Origin of the sequence: Pedobacter psychroterrae (assembly GCF_004331695.1) — a bacterium.
GTDB classification, from domain to species: domain Bacteria; phylum Bacteroidota; class Bacteroidia; order Sphingobacteriales; family Sphingobacteriaceae; genus Pedobacter; species Pedobacter psychroterrae.
On record NZ_SJSL01000002.1, the window covers coordinates 135,647 to 159,126 of the forward strand.

Genomic DNA, 23,480 nt, shown 5'->3' on the forward strand with positions numbered 1-23,480 from the left:
GGATAAAGAAAGAAAAAAAACAAAAAAACATAAACACTACCCAGTATAATCATATAAAAAGCACTATAATTAATGAAACAAGCAGAGATCAAAATCACAGTAGAATTAGATGACAACAATGTGCCTGAAAACATCCTATGGGAATCTACAGATGCAAAAACCCAGGAACAAGTACCTGTTAAATCTATGATGCTGGCCCTGTGGGACCACAATTATAAAAACTCTATGCGCATAGATCTCTGGACTAAAGACATGCCGGTAGACGAGATGAAGCGGTTCTTTTACGAAACCCTGCAGACCATGGGCGACAGCTTCTTAAAAGCAACAGGAGAGAAGCTGATCGTAGAAGACCTGCGTGACTACTGCGCGCACTTTGCAGATAAAATGGGCATCAACACTCAAGGATAAATACGCAACGATAAAATGAAAGCACAAGGAATAGCAGGATCTGTAATCCTGGCAGCAGGTGGTTTATGCCCACTGATGCACATCCCTATTATGGGCAACTGGAACTATTTTGACATCGACATCCGGCTTACCATCGCGTTTTATATCCTAGTGGTAATAGCCTTGGTTGGCTCTTTAGCCAATAAAACCGGATTGATCAGATTTGCCGGATGGGGTGCTATTGTGCTTGCCTTAATCACCCTTGCGGGCATCTATTTCAAGGCCCACGATTCATTTGGCTTCCTGCATTTCAGGAAACTGGTAAACCTGGCTGCAGGCCTGGTAAAATACAAATGGGGCTGGTTTGTAATACTGGCGGGTTCATTGTTGCTCATCACCATCAGAAAGCCAAAAGTAATAGCCGTAAACCCGATGTAAGTATAGGCATTACGCAAAAAATCTATTAAGAAAATCAACCTGTAAACAACCGCGGTTCAAATACTTTGAATAAATTTGTGCCTTCTTTTGCGCTTATAAACTGATTGCTTTAACTGCTCGTCTCCGGTAATGATGCTGATATTGCCGTCTACTTCCATAATGGCCAGTTTTACGTCCTTGTATTTTTCCACCCCGTGCTCCCGCATCGCTTCTTCCAGCTCCCCATTGGTGATTTCCAATTTACTCAACATGTCGAAATTCAACTTTCCATGCCTGATCAAGATCTCCGGATGCTCCGATATCAGGTCCCTAAACCGCTTACTTTTAAACATCAGTTTCTTCAAGGCAAAGTTCAAAGCAAACAACACTGCGGCAGCTACCAAACCTCCTGCTAAACTCGTATTATTGCCCACCATGGCATTTTGAACCGCATTACTGATCAGCAGGATTAGCACCACATCCGTAGTGTTCAACTGTGAAAGCTCCTTTTTGCCCGTCAGCCTGATCGCCACCAGCATAAACGCATACACCGCCAGACTTCTTAATACTATATCAACGTACTCATTCATGGCCAGTTCTGTTTATCATTGTAATACAATAATATTGATATTTTAAATGATAAATATCCGCCAGCGGATAAAAATATCTGATTTAAATTATCTTTGCCGCTACATGCAGTTATTACATCAGGTAAAATATTTGGTAAAGAAAGAACTTGTGCTCGAATGGCGCTCCAAATATGCCATCAATGGCGTACTGCTCTACGTAGTGTCCACTGTTTTTGTATGCTTTCTTTCCTTTGTAAGTGTAATCCCAGTCACCTGGAATGCACTGTTCTGGATCATTATGCTCTTTGCCTCTATCAATGCAGTGTCCAAAGGCTTTCTGCAGGAAAGCAAAGGCCGGCAGCTGTATATTTATACCCTGGCCAGTCCGCTGGCACTCATCATTTCCAAAACCATCTATAATGTAATGCTAATGATGGTGCTGACCGTCATAGCCTTAGCTTTTTATATGCTTGTTTTCGACTACGTCCCTCAGGATCTTGGTTTGTATATCGTCGCCACTATACTGGGTAGTTTAAGCTTTTCCACCATCTTTACCATGGTCTCCGCAATCGCTTCAAAGGCAGGTAACGGGGGTATGCTGATGGCGATATTGAGTTTTCCTGTGATCATTCCGGTGCTGATTGTACTCATCAAACTCACCAAAAACGCCGTAGATGGACTGGACAGAAGTGTTAGTCTGGACGAAATAGGCCTCCTGCTCATCATCAACGGACTCGTTGCAGGAGTGACACTTTTACTGTTCCCATATCTCTGGAGAGATTAAAATATAGGTCAGAATAATTTCTAAACTTCTGGGGGTAACAAATTCTGCTTTAGTTGATATACTAATAACTAAACAGTTTTAAACCTTTAAAAAACCAGATCATGAAAAAGTATTTATCTATCATCGCATTAGTATTTGTAAGTTCAGTAACCATGGCACAGAGCAATGAAAAATCAACTGAAGCCAGCAAAACCAAGCCAGCAGGAATTATAGGCCAGGGTGCATCTCTCTTGGGCGGCGCTTTACCGGGCGGCGCAGTGATCAGCAACAGAATTTCGATGAATGTAACTGTAGGCAAGCAAACCCAGGGCGCTACTTTTGGCGAAAAAGTCAATGCAGGCCTGCATGCGGCAGAGTCAGCAGTAGCTCAGGGTTCATCAGTGAAACAAGATTCAACATCATTACAAACTTCAACCAAACAAGCATCCGGCAATACAAGTCCATTGTACGATGCACAAGGGCTTGAAGTACAAAATCCTCTTTATAAATCTGAGACAAAAACAACACGCCCAATAGGCCCTATCAAAGGTGTGATTGTAAAGGGAGGCAAAAATTAGTTTGCCCTTTAGTTTGGGGCTAAAGGAAAATGGCTACCTTAACGTCAAAGACGATTTTAGTATACATGAAAATAGCTACCTACAATGTAAACGGTGTAAATGGCCGGCTTCCCGTTCTCCTTCGCTGGCTTGAAGAAACCAAACCAGATGTAGCCTGCCTGCAGGAATTAAAAGCCCCGCAGGAGAAATTTCCCCTGCAAGCCATCAATGATGCCGGCTATCATGCTATCTGGCATGGACAGAAAAGCTGGAATGGTGTAGCAATCCTGTCCCGCACCGAGATCAAAGAACTGAAGACAGGCTTGCCCGGAGATGATGAAGACTTGCAAAGCCGATATATAGAAGCCTTCATCAATGGAATTGTAATAGGCTGCTTGTATCTGCCAAATGGCAATCCCGCACCTGGCCCTAAGTTCGATTATAAACTAGCCTGGTTTGAGCGCCTTGCACTCCACGCTGCAGGTCTCTTAAAACATGACCTGCCCGTAGTGTTGGTAGGCGATTATAATGTGATGCCAACCGAACTCGATGTATACAAACCTGAGCGCTGGGTAGATGATGCGCTTTTCCGCCCTGAAACCCGTGAAGCCTTTCACCACCTAATAGCCCAAGGCTGGACAGATGCCATCCGTAAGCTGTATCCAACCGAAAAGATCTATACTTTTTATGACTACTTCCGCAATGCCTATGCCCGAGATGCAGGATTGCGCATTGATCACTTTTTATTAAGCCCCCAACTCGAAGGGCGACTTGTTAATGCTGCTGTAGACAGACATGTACGGGGCTGGGAAAAATCTAGCGACCATTGTCCTGTGTGGATAGAGCTGGAGGACTAGGCGGTCAAGACATTTAATAGCACTGCCAATTAATTATTAAAATTGGCTTCTTTATTTGAGAAGCTTATTGATGAATTCTGTTACTTTGGGATTGCCGTAATCAGCGGCGCCCGAATGCGAGAAAACGATTCTTCCGGTTTTATCGAGGATAACGGTAGTGGGTAGGGAACCTGAAAAATACACATCAGGGATGGCTGAGGCAGGGATGAATACCGGCATAGTTAGCTTTTTCTTTTTCATGAATGCAAAAGATTTTGCATAATTGCCATCTGCATCTACTAGTAGAAATTGTACGTTTTTGTTGTCTTTGAACTGATTGTAGAGCTTCTGTATAGCAGGCATTTCGGCGATGCAGGGTGGGCACCAGGTAGCCCAGAAGTTTAAAAAAACTACTTTACCTTTTAATTCGGATAGTTTGATTGTATTGTTTGCGCCATCAAGAAATGCTGCATCAGGGATAGCGGCTTGGTTTGAAGAAGTTTTGATTTTGTTAGTAGAACGGGTATTGGAGTCTTGGATTTGTGATACATTCTCCGGAATATCTGGCTGAAATAGCCCTACTTTCATCAGGCCCTGCATCGTCCATCCTTTGAAATCAGGGATAAAGACCATCGCAAGTGCGAAACAGATTAACAATGCTGTGATAAGGTTAGAAAAGCTTAGCAGTTTTTTCTTTGGTGCTTGTTCTGCGGGTTTTGGAGTATGTGTGTTTTCAATGGCCATATTTACAAAGGAACTATTTTCTTTTTGGATATTGGTTACCAGTCGCATTTGTGATTACCTTTGTCTTTCATTAAATTGCATTCGGATTAACCTGGTCAGTCCTGTACAATTACCTTATATTAAAACTGCTTGGATACAATGAAAGAAACCAAAATATCTGATCCCGAACTTGGTGCCGGAATTTATACAATTCCGGATGTGGCTTTTATTTTAAGGCTGCCGCAAGCTAAAGTTCGTCGCTGGATGAAAGAGTTTTGGGATGGGAGACTGGGGAAAGATTATGAAGTAAAATATTCGCATGGAGAAGGGAGAGAGAAGGTAACCAAGTTTCATACGCTTATTGAGTTTTATGTTTTTTATCAGTTGCGGGAATTGGGCATCAGTACCAAGCAAATATTTCTGGCACATAGGGATATTTCATCGCAATTGAATACAGCCTATCCTTTTGCTTCTTCTAAAGTGCTTTCTGATGGCAAAAGTATTTTGTTTGAACTGAATGACGGCACACTTGTGAATGCTGATGAAAGTAAACAGTCTGTTTTTAAGGAAATTATTGAGTCGTTTTGTAAGAAAATTGAGTTTTCTTCTACTGATATTGCGCAGTGTTTTTATCCAATGGGGAGGGATAAGCACATTGTTGTCGATCCGCATCATCAATTTGGGCAACCAACCATTGAGAATACCAATATTTTGGCAGAAACGATATTTGATCTTTTCAAGGCAGGCGAGTCTATTGACTTTCTAGCACGATTGTACCAACTGCCTATAAAGGAAATCAAAGATGCAATAACGTTTTATACCCCTAAGTCAGCTGCATGATTAAGGTATTGCTCGACGAGAATTTATCGGAGTATTTTGCCGAAGGTCTAAACCAATTGCAATATCCATTGGGCGATGGTATTGAGGTGACTTCAATTGCGAAAGCCTTTCACAAAGGTATTAAGGATGAAGAATGGATACCTAAATGGGGTGATCTGTCAGGTATTTTCATTACACAGGACATTAGGATAGTGACCACTAAACAGCAGGCCTTATTACTGGAAAAGCATAAGATTGGTGCCTTTTTTCTTAAGTGCCCTAAAGGATATGGATATTGGCATAAAGTGGAACTAGTTGTAAAGCATTGGCCTGAGATTGTCAGGATTATTAAAAAGAATAAAACCCCTTATTCCTTTTTTATCACTCCAAGGAAGATCGAAAGATGGTAGAACGTAGCACTTGAGATCAGCAAAACCCTCATTTACATCTTTATGATGAAAATACAATACCCAGTTATTATATTTGGCGCTGTTTAAATCAATATAGATGTATAAGAACTGGTGGAAAATATTGGGCGCGGTGCTGGTAGTTTATAGCACGGTATGCGGCTTTTTAGCTGGTGTGCCTAGTTTGGCTATTCTGAATGAAAGCATCAGAAACCTTTATTTTCATGTTCCGATGTGGTTTGGGATGATCGTTTTGTTTAGCATATCTGTATATTACAGTGTGAAATACCTGAGCACCAACGATCCTGATCATGATTTGAAAGCGGTAGAAAGTATCAATATTGGGGTGGTATACGGTATATTGGGCATCGTGACCGGATCCATCTGGGCCAAGTATACATGGGGACAGGCCTGGAGCTTTGATGTAAAGCAAAACTTTGCGGCGATAGCGCTGTTGCTGTACTTTGCTTACCTGGTACTGCGCAATGCGATAGACGAGGAACAGAAGCGGGCCAAGATCTCTGCTATATATAACATTTTTGCGTTTCCGATAATGGTGGTGCTGCTGTTTGTGTTGCCACGTATGGCAGACTCGCTGCATCCGGGCAATGGCGGTAATCCTGGTTTTAACAGTTATGACCTGGATAGCCGTATGCGGGCGGTGTTTTATCCTGCCTGCCTGGGCTGGATATTGATAGGCTGCTGGATTTATAACCTCAGATACAGGATTCGTAAGATAGAAAACAAACAAAATTCATAAAATGAAGAAGTTCATAATCGCATTAATTTTGGTATTGAATACCGTACAGTTGTTTGCCCGTGAGACTGGAGTAGAGATGGCAGAGGTGATGCGCAGCAATGGTAAGATATATGTTGTGGTAGCCTGTGTGGTAATAATACTGCTTGGTTTGTTGGTTTATCTATTCTCTTTGGATAAAAGATTAAAAAAAATAGAAAAAAAATCTTGAGATAAAAACCAATTTTAAATTGTTTAATCGTCGTTTTTAGTAGTTTTTTACCGTAGTGTGTCAGTTACACTAAGTGCTTTGCGATTTGCTTTAATCACTTTTTTTAGTGCAATTTTGCACTGTAATAGTAACTTATTTCAATTCATAAAAAACAACTAATGGCTAATTTAGCAAATGACACAAATTTTTTTGCAGACGTATGCAAAAATTTTGACAGTGCAGCGCAGTACACTTCCCATCCGGAAGGTCTGTTAACTCAGATTAAAGCTTGTAACAGTGTGTATCGTTTTCAGTTTCCAATTCGCAGGGGGAATGGGTTTGAAGTTATTGATGCATGGCGCGTAGAACACTCTCATCATATGAGCCCGACCAAAGGCGGGATACGTTATAGTGAGATGGTAAATGAAGATGAGGTGATGGCGCTTGCGGCTTTGATGACCTATAAATGTGCCATTGTTAACGTTCCTTTTGGTGGCGCAAAAGGTGGGATCTGTATCAATCCGAAAAACTATTCGGTAGCTGAACTGGAAACCATTACCCGTCGTTATACGACAGAATTGATCAAAAAGAATTTTATTGGTCCCGGCATTGATGTTCCTGCTCCTGATTATGGATCAGGTGAACGTGAAATGAGCTGGATTGCAGATACTTATATGACTATGAATCCGGGCCAACTGGATGCATTGGGCTGTGTGACAGGAAAGCCTATCGCTTTGCATGGGATCCGCGGACGTAAGGAAGCTACCGGTCGCGGGGTTGCCTATGCCGTTAGAGAATGTGTAAATGTGGCTGAGGATATGGCTAAGATCGGCTTCAAAGCCGGTTTGGGTGATAAGCGGGTGATTGTACAGGGCTTGGGTAATGTGGGTTACCACTCTGCTAAGTTTCTGGCAGAGTTTGGTGCCACAATAGTTGGCCTTTGCGAATTTGAAGGTGCTATCTATAATGCAAATGGATTAAATGTGGATGAGGTATTTGCACATCGTAAAAATACAGGTTCGATACTGGGCTTTCCGGGTGCGACTGATTTTAAGAACTCAATGGAAGGTTTGGAGCAGCCCTGCGAGATTCTTGTGCCGGCAGCACTGGAGAACCAGTTGACCGTTCATAATATAAAAAATATTAAGGCCAGGATTATTGCAGAAGGAGCAAATGGGCCAACTACTCCGGAGGCTGAGACATTGTTTACAGAAATGGGTGGCATGATTATCCCTGATATGTATTGCAATGCAGGCGGGGTAACGGTGTCTTACTTTGAATGGCTGAAAAATCTTTCGCATGTGGCTTTTGGACGCATGGAGAATCGCTATGCGGAGAATTCAAATGCCAATCTGATCAATACCCTTGAGAACCTGACAGGTAAAAAGATTCCTGCAGAGAACCGTTTAATGATTGTTAAGGGTGCTTCTGAAATGGAATTGGTAAACTCCGGACTGGAAGATACCATGATCCATTCTTATCACGAGATCAGGGAAAACTTGATTACTAAGCCAGGGGTTGAGACTTTGAGAACAGCAGCCTTTGTGGGCTCTATCGATAAAATTGCGGTTTCCTACATGAACCTTGGCGTTTGGCCATAAGAATTTATTTGTTTTTGATTTTTAGCCCGTATTACTAAAAAGTAATGCGGGTTTTTTTATTGTCAGAGTTTTGCTATTAGTTGAAAAGCAGGAAATCAATGCTTATTAAATACCGTATATTGTAAGAAGCAGAATCTATGAAGATTAAGGTAGTAATATGGAGCATGTTATCGGTTCTTTTCGTGGCGTGCGGCGGGGGACAAAATCTGGAAAGTAAAAATGGCTTTGCGGTACTGCGTGCTCCAAAGCCAGGAGAAAGGGTTGCTAACTTTGCCGGGGGATGTTTTTGGGCAATGCATGAATGTATGATTGAGCTAAAGGGTGTAAATACTGTGGTGAGCGGGTATGCCGGCGGCACTAAAGCCAATCCAACTTACGAGGAGGTATTGACCAAAAAAACCGGTCATGCTGAGTCGGTACAGGTATATTATGATCCTGCTATTATCAGTTTTGAGCAATTGACGGAAGCATTTTTTCATTCACATGATCCGACGCAGATTGACGGACAGGGCCCTGACAGGGGGTCTGACTACCGGTCTGTGGCTTATTATCGGAGTGTAGAAGAGCGGGCCATCATTTTCAGCTTGATGGCCAAGATAGATGCCGGGGGAGGATATGACAATCCGGTCGCTACCGAAGTTGCTCCTTTCAGTGTTTTTTATCCAGCTGAAATAGCACATCAGGATTATTATCAACTCAATATATTTGACCCGTACATCAGGAACGTATCGAAGGCTAAAGTCATGAAACTCAAAAAAACCTTCCCAGATTTGATAAAGAAGGAGTATGTGGATTAGTCAATAAACTGTCATCATCCCGAATTGGGCTGCCTTAAAGGATTTTAGGTGCTTATAATTTTTATCTTTGTCCCTTTCTATAATATTATTAAGACCATGAGAAAGAGTGCAATTATTGGTTTAATTACGATAGCGATATGTGTAGGTTTCCTTGTGAGCCTGAGTGCAGATACAAATAGTTATGCTACATTTTCTGAGGCTACTAAAGATTCAAGGGAATTTCATGTGATGGGATACTGGGAGAAAGACAAGGGAACTCAGTATGATGCACAGAAAGATCCCAACCATTTTGGATTTTACATGAAAGACGAGAAAGGCACTGTAAATAAAGTGGTTTATAATGGTACTAAACCCCAGGATTTTGAGCGTTCGGAGAAACTGGTATTGATAGGTGAAATGAAAGAGGGTACTTTTTACTGCTCTAAAATACTCATGAAATGTCCTTCAAAATACAATGACGACCTTGTAGAGGTGAAGCAGGACGGTACAGTAGACGAAAAATACAAATAATCTTAATGGATATACAATTTATTGGAGAGAACCTCCTGGCGGGTAAGATCGGCCAATTCTTTATTGTCTTAGCTTTTGGAGCTTCCTTGTTGTCTACCATCTCTTACTTTTTTGCCACACGTAATAAAGACCTTTCTGATCGGTCATGGACACGTATTGGTCGTATATCTTTCCTGGTAAACTGGGTAGCCATATTGGGTATCGGAGCTACCTTGTTTTATCTGATCTTAAATCATTATAACGAATATTATTACGTTTGGGCGCACTCGTCCAAAGCGCTGCCGGTATATTATATCGTTTCTGCCTTTTGGGAAGGGCAGGAGGGTAGTTTTTGGCTTTGGGCCTTTTGGCAATCATTGCTGGGAGGTATTTTAATCTGGAAAGCAAGGACCTGGGAAAATGGAGTGATGACGGTGGTTGCGTTTTCGCAGGCATTTTTGACCTCAATGCTGCTGGGCGTGGAAATCTTCGGATCAAGAATAGGAAGCTCGCCTTTTATCCTGCTAAGGGATGCTATGGATTTGAAATCGATGGCTCCGGTAGTATTTGCTGATCCTGAGAACTTTAAGAATTATTTGAAATTTATAGTTGACGGCAAGGGATTAAACCCACTGCTTCAGAACTATTGGATGGTGATCCACCCGCCTACCTTATTCCTGGGCTTTGCGAGTATGATCGTTCCATTTGCATATGCCGTAACTGGATTGTGGCAGCGTAAATATAAAGAATGGGTAAAACCAGCTTTGCCTTGGGCATTGTTTGCCGTAATGATATTGGGTACCGGTATTATAATGGGCTCTTTCTGGGCCTATGAAGCGCTTAACTTTGGTGGTTTCTGGGCATGGGACCCGGTAGAAAATGCGTCTATTATTCCATGGCTGATGCTGATTGCAGGGGTGCATGTGATGATTGCTTTTAAAAATACGGGACATGCTTTTTTTACGGCTATCGTATTGATTATCCTAAGTTTCGTATTGGTATTGTATGCGTCGTTCCTTACCAGGAGCGGTATTTTGGGCGATACATCGGTTCACTCGTTTACTGATTTGGGAATGTTTGGCCATTTGATATTGTATAATGTGGTGTTTCTGGCTATCCCAGTGGTACTGCTGATTGTCCGCTGGAAGGAATTGCCGATTACCAATAAAGACGAAGAGACTTACTCGCGTGAATTTTGGATGTTTATTGGTGCACTGGTAATTACTGTAGCCTGTATCCAGGTGATTTTCTCTACCTCAGTACCCGTATTTAATGCTGCCTTTGGAACCAACTTCGCTCCTCCGGTAGATGCGATAAAGTATTATAACCAGTGGCAGGCTCCCTTTGCCATATTGGTGACCATCATTTCAGGCTTTACCCAGTTTATGAAGTATAAAAGAACGGATGTACGTAAGTTTTATAGTTCATTGGTAGCTACATTGGTGCTGGCTATCGTGATTACAGCGGCATTTGTTTACATAACAGCTGTGTATAACAACCTGATGTATATATTATTGACGTTTAGCTGCGTGTTTGCAGTATTGTCAAATGCCAAGATCCTTTCTCAGGGTTTTGGAGGAAAACGTAAGTTGGTCGGCGCTGCAGTTGCACATATAGGTTTTGCCTTATTGCTCCTAGGCGCATTGGTAGCCGCGGCAACCAGTAAGCCTATTTCATTGAATGCCTCCAATTTCATTCCAGTAAAAGATTTTGAGAAAGCAGACAAGCCGGGTGAAAATATTGTGCTTTACAAGAATGAGCCTAAGAAAATGGGTAAATATACAGTTACCTATATCAGTGATACCCTTGTAGCACCGAATACTTTCTTTAAGCTGAACTTTAAAGTTTATGATGAGAAGAGCGGAAAGATTAAAGAAGATTTTGAATTGAACCCGCATATCCAATCGAACGAAACGATGGGACTAATTGCTTCGCCGGATACCAAGCATTACCTGACCAGGGACATTTACACGCACATTACCAGTGCGCCTGAGCCGGAAGCTGCGCATGAAGATCATGAAGGGCATAGCGAAGAAGAGAATTATAAAGCACCGAGGATAATGCAGGTAAGTGAGGGAGATACGCTGCATACCAGCAGTGGTGTGCTGACTGTAAAAGCGCTAAACAATAAGCCCCAGGCTAAAAGCCTGGTATTGGCTGAAAGTGATATTGCTGTTGGGATGCCATTGGAAATAGACGTAAACGGTAAAATATACAAGACCGAGCCGATCTTCCTGATAAAGGGCAATAATGTGTTTGATTTTGCGCGTAATATTGATGAACTGGGTATGCGGTTTAGATTTACTAAGGTGCTTCCTGATGTAGGGAAAGTGGAACTGCAGGTGTTTGAAAAACCTCAGCAGGCTAAAGACTGGGTGGTATTTAAATCTATAGAATTCCCTTTTATTAACCTCTATTGGGTAGGTACAATTGTAATGGTAATAGGATTTATCATTTCCATATTCAGAAGACAAAAGGAAGTTAAGACGCCCTGATGAAAATCGTTTGCATAGGATCTGGAAATGTGGCAACACATATGGCTGGTGAATTTAAGAAAAAAGGCCATGACCTGATCCAGGTGTGGAGCAGAAATTCAGCTCATGCTGAGGTTTTAGCAAGTTCGCTGGCGTCAATGGCGATGACAGATTTAGCTGAAATTGATTTAAATGCAGACCTATACCTGATCGCTATTAAAGATAATGCGATTTCTTCAGTGGTGAGGGCATTAGGTGATGTAAATGGTCTTGTTGTCCATACTTCTGGAGCTACTTCTATTGCTGAACTGGATCGCTTTAGCTCGCACGGTGTGTTATATCCATTGCAGACTTTTTCGAAGGCTAAAGCTGTCGATTTTAAGGATATCCCTTTGTGTATAGAAGCGACAGATGCTGATTCTTTAGATAAACTAAGAACTATTGCAGCGGAATTAAGTAAGCTGGTATATGAAGTAGACAGTGATAAACGTGAAATATTGCACCTGTCGGCCGTGTTTGCCTGTAATTTTGTAAACCATATGTATAATCTGGGCGCGCAGGTGCTTAGGTCTCATGATCTGGACTTTGAAATGTTAAGGCCGCTGATTATGGAAACAGCAATGAAAGTTCAGACGGAAATGCCGGTCAATGTACAGACAGGACCCGCTGTGCGTGATGATGAACAAACGATATTAAAACACCTGGAGCTATTGGAAAGCTCACCGCATTTGAAAGAGATTTATCAAACTTTGAGCGAAAGCATTAAAAAATCGAATTAATAGTATCAATTGCGAGTTTAGGTGCTTATTTTTGAACACGAATTATGAGTATTTTTAAATTAAAAATAAATTTTGAAGAGAAAGGCAAGGAACCTCTCGAACTACCAATAGCCGGTGGGGAATCAGTATTGGATGCCTGTCTGGACAATGGAATAGAGCTGCAGCATAATTGCGGTGGTGTTTGCGGTTGCAGTACCTGCCATGTATATGTGCTGAAGGGAATGGACAATATCCAGGAGATCTCTGAAAAAGAAGAAGATTTTATAGACAGGGCAGTGCGCCCAAGGATTACCTCTAGACTAGGATGTCAGTGTGTAGTAATAGACGGCGATATAGAAGTAACCATACCAGACCAATCAGAATTTTTAGGTCACTAAATTCACTAAATCAATAAGAGAATGATGGAAGATAAATTTGCTTTACCCATATACTGGAATGACCATGAGGATATAGCTCAGGAATTATATGAGAAATTTGGTGACGATTTTAATGAAGCTAAAATATACCGGATCAGGTTTACCGAGTTGATAGAATGGGTATTGGAATTACCTAATTTTAAGGGAACCAGAGAAGAAAGCAGTGAAGGTCATCTGGAGCAGATCCAATCTGCCTGGGTGTACGAATGGAGAGATAACCAGGACTAGCACTATGTTTCTGCAAAAGCTCAAAGACATTACTACAGTGATATTTGACGTTGATGGTGTGCTAACCAATGGGGACATCCTTGCATCAGATAGTGGTGAATTTTTGCGGACTTTTAACATCAAAGATGGTTATGCATTGCAGCTGGCTGTGAAACGTGGTTATCTGGTCTGTGTGATCTCGGGTGGTCATGGTCTGGCCATGCAAAGGCGATTTGAAGGCCTTGGTATACCCGAAATATTTTTGGGAGTATCTGATAAGGTTGGTGTGTATGATACGCTATTGACTAAATACAGCCTCAGCAATGAAGAGATCTTGTACATGGGGGATGATATCCCAGATCTTAAAATAATGCAGCTTGTAGGCCTGCCCACCTGTCCCGCAGATGCGGTTCCGGAGATCAAAGCGGTCTCAGAATATGTTTCTCCTCATGAAGGGGGTAGAATGGCTGTGCGCGACATCATTGAAAAAGTGATGCGGGTACAGGGGAAGTGGTTTGATGAAAACCCTTCGGCGGCCGACTCAGGAAAATAGGGCGGCTTACTGCAACAAGTATGTTACGTTAGCCCATTAAACCTCCAGTGCTTTTTCTCCTCTATATCCTACAAAACATAAACAACAGTATGAAAAAATTATTGATTATCTGCGGATTGTTATTTAGTGTAGTAACATTTGCAAATGCACAAGACGGGCAAGGACGCCGTGGCGGAACTCCTGAAGAAAGAGCTAAGAGACAATCTGAGCAATTGGCCGAGAAGCTGAAATTGAGCGACGATCAAAAGGCAAAAGTGCATGCGATTTATCTGGAGCAAGGCCCGAAAATGAGAAAGCTACGTGATTCACTGGGAGATAACAGAGAGGGCTTTAGAGCAGCTATGACGAAATCTAATGCGCAAAACGAAGCTAAAATTGCTGCAGTTTTGACTGATGATCAGAAAAAAGCTTTTACTGCCTGGATCAAAGAGCGTAATGAAGCAATGAAAAAACGCCAGGAAGCTAATGCTAATGGCAACGGTAATAACAACCGTCGTTAATACTACCTAATTGTAATAATAAAAGCGGCCTTTGGGTCGCTTTTATTATTTTAGCGGAATGTATAAGCAAAGAATCCCTATAATACTGGCATCAAAATCTCCGCGGAGACAGGAACTGATGACTTCGATGAACCTTGATTTCAAAGTATTGTTGAAGGAGGTAGATGAAAGTTATCCTGAAAAGCTCCTCCCGGCAGAAATAGCTGTGTACATTGCAGAGAAGAAAGCAGAAGCCTTTTCTGAGGAAAGTGCAGAAAGCATGGTCATAACGGCAGATACCATCGTGGCTTATAACAATGAGATATTGGGTAAGCCTGAAGATGCTACGCATGCTATTGAGATGCTCAATAAGCTATCAGGCACCAATCATCAGGTATATACTGGTGTGAGTATTGCGCACAAAGATATCCTGCATTCCTTTTATGATGTTACAGAGGTGTTCTTCAGCCCGCTTACAGAAGCACAAATAGCCTATTATGTGACTAATTACAATCCTTTTGATAAAGCAGGTGCTTATGGCATTCAGGACTGGATAGGAGCGGTGGCAGTTAAGAAGATCATAGGCTCTTATACCAATGTGATGGGCCTGCCCACAGAAAAACTTTATACAGCTTTATCAGGGTTTTGAACCGGTCAACGTGTACAATACACCCATTTTAAGGTCATAAGTTGAGAGGCTTAGTTCAGCGATATTTAGGTGTCTTATGATGTAATTGGTCAGTATTGATGCGATAACGACCATGTCTACCCTCAGTTTTATCAGATCAGGCATGGCATCACGTTCATCATGGGTAGATGTGATCAGTTTTTGGGAAAGCTCATGATAAGCATTAAGGTCGAGAGGAACTGATTTAATAGATTTTATATCCAGTTCTTTTACCAGCATTGCGGCAAAAGTTTCAAATGCTCCTGCAGATCCTATGAGATGCCTGGGCTGATATATTTCGCATGCTTCTTTTAGGCCTGTCAATTCCTTATCAAGGTGGTCAGTGATGGCCTCCTGATCATTTTGGCTGATGGGGTCAGTGTTAAAGTAAGCTTGCATTAAACGGGCAGCACCTATGTCATAGCTCTTTTTCCATAGCAGCCGTTCGTTGTCACAGATGATAAATTCGGTACTGCCGCCACCTATGTCCATAATTAATGAAAGACCACTGATGACCCCCGTTGCTTTCACTCCATTGAAAATATATACTGCTTCCTGATCGCCAGTGATGACTTCAATATCAATACCGGCCAGTTCCCTCGCAGCCTGAACAAAATCAGTACCGTTGGATGCACTCCTTACTGCCGACGTAGCGATGGCCTTGACGGTAGTGGCTCCGTATGCTTTAATGGTTTTCTGGAAAGTCTTGAGTGTTTGTATGCCTCTTTCGAATGCTGCAGAGATAATGATGTGCTCGTTTATCCTGCCTTCGCCCAGTTTTACAGGGACATTTGTTTTGTAAAGTACATGGACGCTGCTGTCGACAACCTCAGCTATAATTAAATGAAAAGTATTGGTGCCAAGGTCGATAACAGCAGCGGTCATGTAGCTTTATAGATTATTCAAAGTATTCTTTCATTTTTTCAAAGAAGCTCTTGTCATTCTTACCCGGCTGAGGTTTGAAATTAGGAGATTCCCTCAGTTTTTCCAGCATGCTTCTTTCTTCTGAACTTAATGCTTTAGGCGTCCAGATATTTACGTGGATGATCTCATCACCTCTGTGGTAAGAATTGACTTCAGGAATACCTTTGCCCTTCAGGCGAAGTAATTTTCCACTTTGTGTACCCGGTTCTATTTTGATCTTTGCCTTACCATCTATGGTCGGCACTTCTACACTATAGCCAAGCGCTGCGTCGATGATAGAGACATGCAGGTCATACACGACATTGTTGCCTTCACGTTTTAGGGTTTCATGGGCGATCTCCTCGATCAGAATGATCAGGTCCCCGGGTATGCCACCGTTAGGTGCTGCATTACCTTTTCCACTCATGCTCAGTTGCATACCGTCGCTCACCCCGGCAGGGATGTTGATGGTAATGGTTTCTTCACCGCGAATAACTCCGTCACCGTGACAAGAAGTGCATTTAGCAGTGATCTGCTGTCCGCTTCCGTTACAAGTAGGGCAGGTTGCTGTAGTTTGCATCTGTCCAAGTATGGTATTGGTCACCCTGCGTACTGCGCCGCTTCCGCCGCAGGTATTACATGTGCTTACAGAAGAACGGTCTTTAGCTCCGGTTCCGTCACAGGTTTTACAGCTAATCTGTTTGTTGACCTTTATTTTCTTCTCTGTACCATTGGCAATTTCTTCAAGCGTTAGTTTGACTTTGATACGCAGGTTACTGCCTTTGGCTACTCTTCTGCCACCACGTGATTGCTGACCACCAAAGAAGCTGTCGAACGGACTACCGCCGCCACCGCCAAAGATATCCCCAAACTGGCTGAAGATATCTTCCATATTCATGCCGCCGCCGCCGTATCCGCCACCGCCTGAAGCACCGCCAACACCCGCATGACCGTAATGGTCGTAGCGCTGTTTCTTTTCCGTGTTGCTAAGTACTTCGTAAGCTTCCGCAGCTTCCTTGAAGTTGTCTTCAGCAGCCTTATCGCCCGGGTTTTTATCCGGATGATATTTAATGGCCATTTTGCGGTAAGCCTTTTTAATCTCTTCGGCGGATGCGCTTTTGGTTACGCCAAGCACATCATAAAAATCTCTTTTGCTCATAATATTAACTACCTACTACAACTTTGGCAAAGCGGATTACCTTGTCGTTCAGTGTATATCCTTTTTCTAACTCATCAACTACTTTTCCTTTCAGATCTTCACTAGGCGCAGGTATATTGGTAATTGCTTCATGATTATCTGTGTCAAATACAGTGTGGATACTTTCCATTTCCTTTAGGCCTTTTTGGGCTAGTAAACTTTTCAGTTTGTTGTGTACCAATGCAATGCCTTCTCTGATAGGATTGACGTCGGTAGCGGTTTCCATTGCCTTATTGGCACGGTCAAAATCATCCAGTACTGAAAGCAGTGAAACGATTACATCTTTTCCTGCAGTTTGAAGTAACTCAATCCGCTCCTTTTGGGTACGGCGCTTGTAATTGTCAAACTCTGCAAACAGCCTTAAGTACTTGTCATTTAAAGCTGCGTTTTCTTCCTGCAGTTTTTCTTCAGCAGTAAGTTCAGGTACGGTTTCTTCAACTGTATCTATCTGTTCTTCACTCGTGTTTTCCTGCGCTTCGGCATTATTTTCCACCTCTGGATCCTGATTATCGTTTTTTTTCTTCTTGCTAAACATGTATAGTAGAATTTTTTGGATGTAAACTCAAAAGTTTTGCCAATGAAATATATCAGTCATGCTGTCAGTTTTAGTTGTAAAACACTGACCAGAATGGCTGATAAAGAAAGTTTTGTCAGACTTTGTCGTTAGACTATCTGTGCGTCTTCATGCACTACGCCGCCTTCACATTTGATGATCCTGGAAGGGAAGGTACGGATGATGTGATAATCATGCGTGGCCATTAATACCGCAGTTCCGCCCTCGCTGATTTGTCTCAGTAGCAGCACAATTTCTTCGGATGTATCCGGATCTAAATTACCCGTAGGTTCATCGGCCAGTATGATTTCGGGATTGTTGAGCAATGCCCTGGCAATTACCACTCTTTGCTGCTCACCACCAGACAGTTCATGCGGCATTTTCCTGATCTTGGATCTCAGGCCTACTTTTTCAAGTACGTCTTTGATGCGTTCTTCTATCAGTGCTTTGTCATTCCAGCCTGTGGCTTTCAGTACAAAATCAAGGTTCTTTTCGATGGTACGGTCTGTCAGCAACTGAAAATCCTGAAATACGATTCCGAGCTTTCTCCGCAGAAAAGGCACATTCTTGATCGCCAGGTTTTTGAGGTCAAATCCTGCCACCAGGCCGTCTCCATTGCCTATGTGCAGGTCTCCATAAATGATTTTAAGCAAACTGCTTTTGCCTGAACCTGTCTGTCCAATTAAAAAGACGAACTCCCCTTTGTCAACGTTTAAATTCACATTGGACAGCACCAGATGTTTTTGTTGAAAAACATCTACATTTCTTAAATTTATAACTGCGTTTCCTGTCATGTTAAATATCTATTTTAGCAATTTGTCCAAAAGGCAAATCATTTACAAACTTCATTATATAAGGCAGCTTATCTCCGAGGCCTAACTTTTCAAGCGATTTCTCAGGCCTGTCTACCCTAAAATATGCCAGTAAAGTAAACTTTTCATCCCGTAATTGTACGTAATCCGGGATCTTGGCAATGCCTTTTACTTTAATAACATACATAAGGCCAAAAATAGTATTTCAAAATGAGATTTAAGCTACCCGATTTATCTAATCACCGTCAAGGATCCGGACAAAGGCTTTAGGCCGGTATTTAGATTGATCACATAATAATAAACACCAGGGGGGACATCGCTGTTTTTGTATTTCCCGTCCCAGGGTTTGTCATCGTAGTTGGTAGACCTAAAAACAACCTCACCATACCGATTTACCACCCTCACACTTGCTGTAGGGAACATGTCGGCCGCCGTGATTTTCCAGAGGTCATTGACACCATCACCATTGGGACTAAAAGCATTGGGTATTTCCACTTTTTGATACACTCTTACGAATACTTCGTCCGTGCTAACAATGCAGCCAAATGTAGATGTTACAGTCAGGGTATAAGTTATGTCTGATGGGGGAGTGGCAACGGGATTTAGAATATTTGGGTTGTCAAGATAGGTAGACGGTGACCATTGGTATATGATTTCATCACCTGTGGCCTCAGCGTTTAATTGCACCTGTTCTCCTTTCATCATTTTTTTGTCCGGACCGGCATTTGCCAAAGGATCTTTTAAGACGATGACGGTAATTTCGGTAGGAACTTCGCATGCCCCGTTAGACGCATAAACTTTATAAGTTGTTGTCTGCAATGGCGAAGCAATAGGATTTGAAATGTCTGTTTGGGATAACCCAGTTCCGGGCGACCATCTGTAAGTAAGTCCGCCACTGGCCTGAAGCTGGATGGAAGAGCCTTTGCAGATAGCTGTTATGGGATTTATTTTAGGCTGGGGAGCCGGTATCACAGCTAAATCTATTTCTTCAGTTTCAATACAGCCTCCACTGGTTGTAACGACTACAGTATATCTACCCGACATATTGTTTCCTGCATTCGGAATGTTTGGCGATTCCTCTGTCGATGCAAATGAATTTGGCCCTGTCCATTGGTAAGTAGCGCCATTTGTCTTGGCATCAAGGACAATTACATCACCCAGGCAAACTGCTTGAGCTCTCAAGCTTACAGCAACAGGCGGTTCAACCACATTTATCGTATAATCAGGAGAGTTTGATCGGCAGTTTTCTTCATTGATGTTCCCTCTTTCAGCAATGAGCAGTCTGTATTTATAAGCGCCAATCGGTGGATGGTCAAATGTTTGGGTAAGGTTAGTCGTGGTTTGTCCGGGTAAATCAAACCAGGAGCCGTTTGCAGCCATTTGCTGCCATAAATATTCAGGATCGGTGTACACACCTGGTGATACTTCAGCAGAAAAAGTAAAAGTCTTTTTTATAAGCACGCACAATTCTTTAGTAGATACCCGTTCCGTATTTATAGAAGGGATAATTACCGGACCACATGCCCTGAATGTGATGTCATCTATTGCAAAATCATTTCCACCTCCACCAAGGCCATTGTTTTTTATTTTAACTATAACCCTTGAACTTGTGGTCCTGAAGGTTCCGGCATATCGTCTCCAATCTATGTTAGATCCTTCCGGGATTTCACCTGTATCAAATTCTTTAAGTACCTGACCGGTCATTGACTCAATAGAGAACCTGACGTTGGGCCTGATTCCTGGTTTTGCCATTACGTTAATAATCCATGCTGCAAACTCATAAGTAGTACCTGGACATAAGCCGCTTGCTTCTCCCTGATAAAAGATTCCTGCTTGCCGGTCGTCTGCATTGATCAGCATCATGTACCCGTTAGATTGGTTAGGGGTATGATTGCCGACTGAAAGCCAGTTGCCGGCACTGACATGTCCCATCCCCTGGGTGGTTTTTATGATTGTATAGCTGCCATCCGAAGGCTGGCCTATTACATAGTTATAATTTGTTTTATCTGGTATGGCTGGGCCGAATGCTGCGGAGCCACGGCCAAAATCATAAGTAAGCACAGGATCTCCCAAAGATCCTTCACACTCTTGCGACTTTGCAGTACCTGATACTATTAATAATATGGATAATAGTAAATAATAAGATATGTGTCTAAATCCCAAAATCTTTATTAAAAGTTCAAGATAACGTTTATTAGTCACATTAAGTAGGCAGTCAGACAGGTTAATGCCCTATTGTGGAAAGAATATTTAATGGATGCTGATTACTTTGTTTTTTTAAAGACTATTTAAAAAATCCAGGGTATTTACATTATCAGCATAGTCCCACAGTTTTGGATACTGGCCATGTCCAAAATCAACAGTTCCTGCGGCTATAGACAGAGGCGCCTTGCTGACAACGCACTGAATCTTGTCTTCTTCTATTTTAAGAGCGGTGGTCACGTCCTCAATATTGTTGTACCTTTCAAAATAGAGCACAGCCAGCGGGGAGGACATGGCCGTGTCTTCTTTTAACAGCAAAAAGCCATTGTCAAAATGCGGGGCCAGGTTTACCAAATAAATGGATTTGTTGTAATCGTAATTGTTGTTGTATTTAAAATGATTGATGATCCCTTTAAAGGATTCTATGGGCTCGAAGAAGTGCTTAATGTCGTAGTTTTCGGGGATGTAAAGCTTGGATACATTTCTGCACCCCAATCCGAAATAATCGAATACATCGTGACCAAGTTCCGCAATTTCCTGAGTAGTTTCCTCACCTGTCAGCACTGCTACGCTGCTTCTGTTCTTGCGGATGATATTGGGCACCTTGCTAAAATAGTACTCAAAATACCTGGAGGTATTGTTGCTGCCAGTTGCGATAACCGCATCAAAATCTTTCAGTCTGTCTATGTACACAATGCGATCCTCTAGTAGAGGCTCGATCTCGATGAGCTTGGCCAGTATGAGCGGCAGCAGTTTGTCATCAGAAGAGGACAGCTTAATCAGGGTGATGTTTCCTGTTGCAAGTACAGAAAGTACATCATGAAAGCCGACCATTGGGATATTGCCCGCCAAAATCAGCCCTACTCTTTTCGGGTTTTCAGTTACTTTTATGTCTTTGAACCAAGCTTCAAGGTCATTTGCATTTAGCATTTGCTGAAGTGCATTTAATGATCTTTGAACCTCATCTGCAGTAAACCATGCATTGTTATTTTGAGCCGAAAGGATCAAAATATTTAGCGCTGAGTCAGGATCTGCCAGGTAGCTGCTAAGTTTATTGAATGCAATAATTAGTTTTTCCGCATTTAGGATTGGCATAATTTCAACAATTTTAAAGTTTAAGTGTTATATTTGCGATGCAAAGGTAAACTTAGCAATAGAATTAGACGAAGACATGGCTATTAAAATAACAGACGAATGTATTAACTGCGGAGCATGTGAGCCTGAATGCCCTAATAATGCAATTTATGACGCAGGCACTGCATGGAGATTCTCAGATGGCACCAATTTAAACGGTATCATTGATTTTGGTGATCAGCAAATCGATGCAGAATCGGCACAGGATGCTGTTTCTGATGAGGTTTATTATATAGTTTCAGACAAGTGTACGGAATGCAAGGGCTTTCATGATGAGCCACAGTGCGCTGCCGTATGTCCGGTGGATTGCTGTGTGGATGATGAAGATGTTCGCGAAACTGAAGATGAATTATTGGCTAAAAAGGCTTGGTTACACCAGGAAGGATAGTTCGATTTACGGATTTTAGATGTTTTAGTTACGATTTATAGCATATTATGAGGCGCTGCCAAGCGCCTTTTTTATGTTTAACCCTTTTCTTCATACTTATTGGGCACAATCAAAACCGGACAGGCAGATTTCCTTGCTACGTGCTCAGCCACGCTACCCATTAAAAAGTGGTACAAGCCAGTTCTTCCATACGTACCTATTACGATCAGGTCAGATCCATACTCATCAGATTGTTGAATGATGCCATGGGCGGCGCTATCCACAATGCTTAAATAAGTAGTAGGGATGCCATGACTATACTTAGTTTCCATTTCCTTCAATAGCAAATGACTGTTTTCTTCACTGTTGTCATATGTCTCTAAGAAAACGGGTGCCAGTGTCAGATCAGGATTGATATTGGCCGGTGCCGGCTCAATAATATTGACCAGCGCAACCTCAGCGCCAAATGTCTTGGCTACCTCATAGCCAACCCTGGCAGCTTTTTCAGAACAGGTACTATTATCTACAGCAATTAAAATCTTCTTGAGGTTCATGTTCTTATAGATTAAAGTTTATACTATAAAAATAACAAATTAACCCCATAAAAGTTTAATTTTATAAGGTTAATTTGCATTATGGAACAATATTATGGAATATGCAGGGTAGCTGTTGCGCCTCTTCGCCCTGAGCCCTCAGATAAGTCAGAAATCAGTACACAACTACTTTTTGGAGATCATGTGGAGATACTGGAGAAGGAAGAGAGGTGGTGGAAGATACGTAATGGATATGATCACTATGAGGGATGGATGGACTTCAGACAGTTGGCACCCCTATCAATGGAAGCCTTTGTAGCCAATCATAACTGTAATTTCCTTGTGCCCGCACAGATAAATAATATGCTGATAGATGCAGAAGGCAGTAAGTATTACCTGTCGCCATCTAGTAACTTGCCGCTGTACCATGAAGGATTTTGCTATTTGGATAGCACTAAATATGAGGTGGTATTTAAGCCACATATAGTTGTTGCAGGAGCGGAGCGAACGATCATCGATACCGCTTTGTTTTTCCAGAATGTACCTTATCTATGGGGTGGAAAAAACATGTTTGGTATGGATTGCTCTGGCTTTGTACAAACGGTGTTTAAGCTAAACGGCATAAAGTTAAACCGCGATGCATGGCAACAAGCTGAACAAGGCAGTACAGTGGATTTCCTGACGGAAGTAAAACCTGGGGATGTAGCCTTTTTTGACAATGCAGATGGCAGGATCACCCATGTGGGTATCATGATGAGTCCTTCCGAGATCATCCATGCATCAGCAAAGGTGCACATTGATCCAATTGATAATCAGGGAATTTATAATGTGGAGCAAGGAAAGTACACGCACAAACTCAGAATTATAAAAAGATACATGTAAAAGTTTTTT

31 protein-coding genes are annotated in these 23,480 nt (G+C 42.1%); 21 read left to right on the forward strand and 10 right to left on the reverse strand.

What is annotated here, in order from left to right; all coding sequences use genetic code 11:
- Positions 1 to 72 precede the first annotated feature (72 nt).
- On the forward strand, positions 73 to 408 hold the full coding sequence (gene gldC, locus EZ437_RS08925) for a gliding motility protein GldC (RefSeq protein WP_131595447.1): 336 nt from the start codon (positions 73 to 75) through the stop codon (positions 406 to 408).
- A 15-nt stretch (positions 409 to 423) separates the two neighbouring features.
- On the forward strand, positions 424 to 825 hold the full coding sequence (locus EZ437_RS08930; protein ID WP_131595449.1) for a hypothetical protein: 402 nt from the start codon (positions 424 to 426) through the stop codon (positions 823 to 825).
- Between the two features lie 56 nt (positions 826 to 881).
- Here the strand turns inward: EZ437_RS08930 and EZ437_RS08935 are convergent, their stop codons facing one another.
- On the reverse strand, positions 882 to 1,394 hold the full coding sequence (locus EZ437_RS08935; protein ID WP_131595451.1) for a DUF421 domain-containing protein: 513 nt from the start codon (positions 1,392 to 1,394) through the stop codon (positions 882 to 884).
- Positions 1,395 to 1,497: 103 nt separating this feature from the next.
- Here EZ437_RS08935 and EZ437_RS08940 point away from each other — a divergent pair, with 103 nt between their 5' ends.
- From EZ437_RS08940 to xth, 3 genes are all read left to right on the forward strand, one after another.
- Complete coding sequence (locus EZ437_RS08940; protein WP_131595453.1) at positions 1,498 to 2,157, forward strand: heme exporter protein CcmB; 660 nt, start codon at positions 1,498 to 1,500, stop codon at positions 2,155 to 2,157.
- 101 nt (positions 2,158 to 2,258) lie between these two features.
- On the forward strand, positions 2,259 to 2,714 hold the full coding sequence (locus tag EZ437_RS08945) for a hypothetical protein (protein ID WP_131595455.1): 456 nt from the start codon (positions 2,259 to 2,261) through the stop codon (positions 2,712 to 2,714).
- A 65-nt stretch (positions 2,715 to 2,779) separates the two neighbouring features.
- The gene (xth, locus tag EZ437_RS08950; RefSeq protein ID WP_131595457.1) at positions 2,780 to 3,550 is read left to right on the forward strand and encodes an exodeoxyribonuclease III; all 771 of its coding nucleotides are present in this window, start codon (positions 2,780 to 2,782) and stop codon (positions 3,548 to 3,550) included.
- Positions 3,551 to 3,601: 51 nt separating this feature from the next.
- Here the strand turns inward: xth and EZ437_RS08955 are convergent, their stop codons facing one another.
- Positions 3,602 to 4,321, reverse strand: a complete 720-nt coding sequence (locus tag EZ437_RS08955; protein WP_225869538.1) for a TlpA family protein disulfide reductase — start codon at positions 4,319 to 4,321, stop codon at positions 3,602 to 3,604.
- Between the two features lie 90 nt (positions 4,322 to 4,411).
- Between EZ437_RS08955 and EZ437_RS08960 the strand changes: the two genes are divergently transcribed.
- From EZ437_RS08960 to EZ437_RS09025, 14 genes are all read left to right on the forward strand, one after another.
- The gene (locus tag EZ437_RS08960) at positions 4,412 to 5,092 is read left to right on the forward strand and encodes a DUF433 domain-containing protein (RefSeq protein ID WP_131595459.1); all 681 of its coding nucleotides are present in this window, start codon (positions 4,412 to 4,414) and stop codon (positions 5,090 to 5,092) included.
- Entirely contained in the window at positions 5,089 to 5,481 is a 393-nt protein-coding gene (locus EZ437_RS08965; RefSeq protein ID WP_131595461.1) for a PIN-like domain-containing protein, read from the forward strand. Before EZ437_RS08960 ends, EZ437_RS08965 begins: the two co-directional genes overlap by 4 nt.
- A gap of 97 nt (positions 5,482 to 5,578) precedes the next feature.
- Positions 5,579 to 6,238 (forward strand): cytochrome c biogenesis protein CcsA, encoded by a 660-nt coding sequence (gene ccsA / locus EZ437_RS08970; RefSeq protein WP_131595463.1) that lies wholly within the window; start codon positions 5,579 to 5,581, stop codon positions 6,236 to 6,238.
- Position 6,239: 1 nt separating this feature from the next.
- Positions 6,240 to 6,446 (forward strand): CcmD family protein, encoded by a 207-nt coding sequence (locus tag EZ437_RS08975; protein ID WP_131595465.1) that lies wholly within the window; start codon positions 6,240 to 6,242, stop codon positions 6,444 to 6,446.
- A gap of 158 nt (positions 6,447 to 6,604) precedes the next feature.
- Positions 6,605 to 8,026 carry a Glu/Leu/Phe/Val family dehydrogenase gene (locus EZ437_RS08980; protein WP_131595467.1) on the forward strand — a complete coding sequence of 474 codons (1,422 nt, stop codon included), beginning with the start codon at positions 6,605 to 6,607 and terminating at the stop codon, positions 8,024 to 8,026.
- Between the two features lie 137 nt (positions 8,027 to 8,163).
- Entirely contained in the window at positions 8,164 to 8,823 is a 660-nt protein-coding gene (msrA, locus tag EZ437_RS08985) for a peptide-methionine (S)-S-oxide reductase MsrA (protein ID WP_131595469.1), read from the forward strand.
- Between the two features lie 96 nt (positions 8,824 to 8,919).
- The gene (locus tag EZ437_RS08990; RefSeq protein WP_131595471.1) at positions 8,920 to 9,333 is read left to right on the forward strand and encodes a cytochrome c maturation protein CcmE domain-containing protein; all 414 of its coding nucleotides are present in this window, start codon (positions 8,920 to 8,922) and stop codon (positions 9,331 to 9,333) included.
- Between the two features lie 5 nt (positions 9,334 to 9,338).
- A complete protein-coding gene (locus tag EZ437_RS08995) occupies positions 9,339 to 11,807 on the forward strand; it encodes a heme lyase CcmF/NrfE family subunit (protein ID WP_131595473.1) in 2,469 nt (822 codons plus the stop codon).
- Positions 11,807 to 12,565 (forward strand): Rossmann-like and DUF2520 domain-containing protein, encoded by a 759-nt coding sequence (locus EZ437_RS09000; protein WP_131595475.1) that lies wholly within the window; start codon positions 11,807 to 11,809, stop codon positions 12,563 to 12,565. Before EZ437_RS08995 ends, EZ437_RS09000 begins: the two co-directional genes overlap by 1 nt.
- 44 nt (positions 12,566 to 12,609) lie before the next feature.
- Positions 12,610 to 12,942, forward strand: a complete 333-nt coding sequence (locus tag EZ437_RS09005; protein WP_131595477.1) for a 2Fe-2S iron-sulfur cluster-binding protein — start codon at positions 12,610 to 12,612, stop codon at positions 12,940 to 12,942.
- A 21-nt stretch (positions 12,943 to 12,963) separates the two neighbouring features.
- Entirely contained in the window at positions 12,964 to 13,209 is a 246-nt protein-coding gene (gene iscX, locus EZ437_RS09010) for a Fe-S cluster assembly protein IscX (RefSeq protein ID WP_205942673.1), read from the forward strand.
- Between the two features lie 4 nt (positions 13,210 to 13,213).
- Entirely contained in the window at positions 13,214 to 13,741 is a 528-nt protein-coding gene (locus EZ437_RS09015) for a KdsC family phosphatase (RefSeq protein ID WP_131595479.1), read from the forward strand.
- Positions 13,742 to 13,830: 89 nt separating this feature from the next.
- The gene (locus tag EZ437_RS09020; protein WP_131595481.1) at positions 13,831 to 14,241 is read left to right on the forward strand and encodes a periplasmic heavy metal sensor; all 411 of its coding nucleotides are present in this window, start codon (positions 13,831 to 13,833) and stop codon (positions 14,239 to 14,241) included.
- Positions 14,242 to 14,299: 58 nt separating this feature from the next.
- Complete coding sequence (locus EZ437_RS09025; protein WP_131595483.1) at positions 14,300 to 14,869, forward strand: Maf family protein; 570 nt, start codon at positions 14,300 to 14,302, stop codon at positions 14,867 to 14,869.
- Here the strand turns inward: EZ437_RS09025 and EZ437_RS09030 are convergent.
- From EZ437_RS09030 to EZ437_RS09060, 7 genes are all read right to left on the reverse strand, one after another.
- Positions 14,858 to 15,772 (reverse strand): Ppx/GppA phosphatase family protein, encoded by a 915-nt coding sequence (locus tag EZ437_RS09030; protein ID WP_131595485.1) that lies wholly within the window; start codon positions 15,770 to 15,772, stop codon positions 14,858 to 14,860. The two genes, EZ437_RS09025 and EZ437_RS09030, sit on opposite strands and share 12 nt — an antisense overlap.
- A gap of 13 nt (positions 15,773 to 15,785) precedes the next feature.
- Complete coding sequence (gene dnaJ, locus EZ437_RS09035) at positions 15,786 to 16,949, reverse strand: molecular chaperone DnaJ (RefSeq protein ID WP_131595487.1); 1,164 nt, start codon at positions 16,947 to 16,949, stop codon at positions 15,786 to 15,788.
- Positions 16,950 to 16,953: 4 nt separating this feature from the next.
- Positions 16,954 to 17,523 carry a nucleotide exchange factor GrpE gene (locus EZ437_RS09040; RefSeq protein ID WP_131595489.1) on the reverse strand — a complete coding sequence of 190 codons (570 nt, stop codon included), beginning with the start codon at positions 17,521 to 17,523 and terminating at the stop codon, positions 16,954 to 16,956.
- Between the two features lie 128 nt (positions 17,524 to 17,651).
- Positions 17,652 to 18,335 (reverse strand): cell division ATP-binding protein FtsE, encoded by a 684-nt coding sequence (locus EZ437_RS09045; protein WP_131595491.1) that lies wholly within the window; start codon positions 18,333 to 18,335, stop codon positions 17,652 to 17,654.
- Between the two features lies 1 nt (position 18,336).
- Complete coding sequence (locus tag EZ437_RS09050) at positions 18,337 to 18,540, reverse strand: fructose-6-phosphate aldolase (RefSeq protein ID WP_131595493.1); 204 nt, start codon at positions 18,538 to 18,540, stop codon at positions 18,337 to 18,339.
- A gap of 44 nt (positions 18,541 to 18,584) precedes the next feature.
- Complete coding sequence (locus tag EZ437_RS09055) at positions 18,585 to 20,516, reverse strand: gliding motility-associated C-terminal domain-containing protein (RefSeq protein WP_131595495.1); 1,932 nt, start codon at positions 20,514 to 20,516, stop codon at positions 18,585 to 18,587.
- Positions 20,517 to 20,630: 114 nt separating this feature from the next.
- Positions 20,631 to 21,650, reverse strand: coding sequence for an acyl-CoA reductase (locus EZ437_RS09060; RefSeq protein WP_131595497.1), 1,020 nt, complete (start codon positions 21,648 to 21,650; stop codon positions 20,631 to 20,633).
- A 76-nt stretch (positions 21,651 to 21,726) separates the two neighbouring features.
- On the opposite strand from EZ437_RS09060, the gene EZ437_RS09065 reads away from it, so the two are divergent.
- Complete coding sequence (locus EZ437_RS09065) at positions 21,727 to 22,077, forward strand: 4Fe-4S dicluster domain-containing protein (protein WP_131595499.1); 351 nt, start codon at positions 21,727 to 21,729, stop codon at positions 22,075 to 22,077.
- Between the two features lie 77 nt (positions 22,078 to 22,154).
- Here the strand turns inward: EZ437_RS09065 and EZ437_RS09070 are convergent, their stop codons facing one another.
- On the reverse strand, positions 22,155 to 22,610 hold the full coding sequence (locus EZ437_RS09070) for a universal stress protein (RefSeq protein ID WP_131595501.1): 456 nt from the start codon (positions 22,608 to 22,610) through the stop codon (positions 22,155 to 22,157).
- A gap of 81 nt (positions 22,611 to 22,691) precedes the next feature.
- Between EZ437_RS09070 and EZ437_RS09075 the strand changes: the two genes are divergently transcribed.
- Positions 22,692 to 23,471 (forward strand): C40 family peptidase, encoded by a 780-nt coding sequence (locus EZ437_RS09075; RefSeq protein WP_131595503.1) that lies wholly within the window; start codon positions 22,692 to 22,694, stop codon positions 23,469 to 23,471.
- Positions 23,472 to 23,480 lie beyond the last annotated feature (9 nt).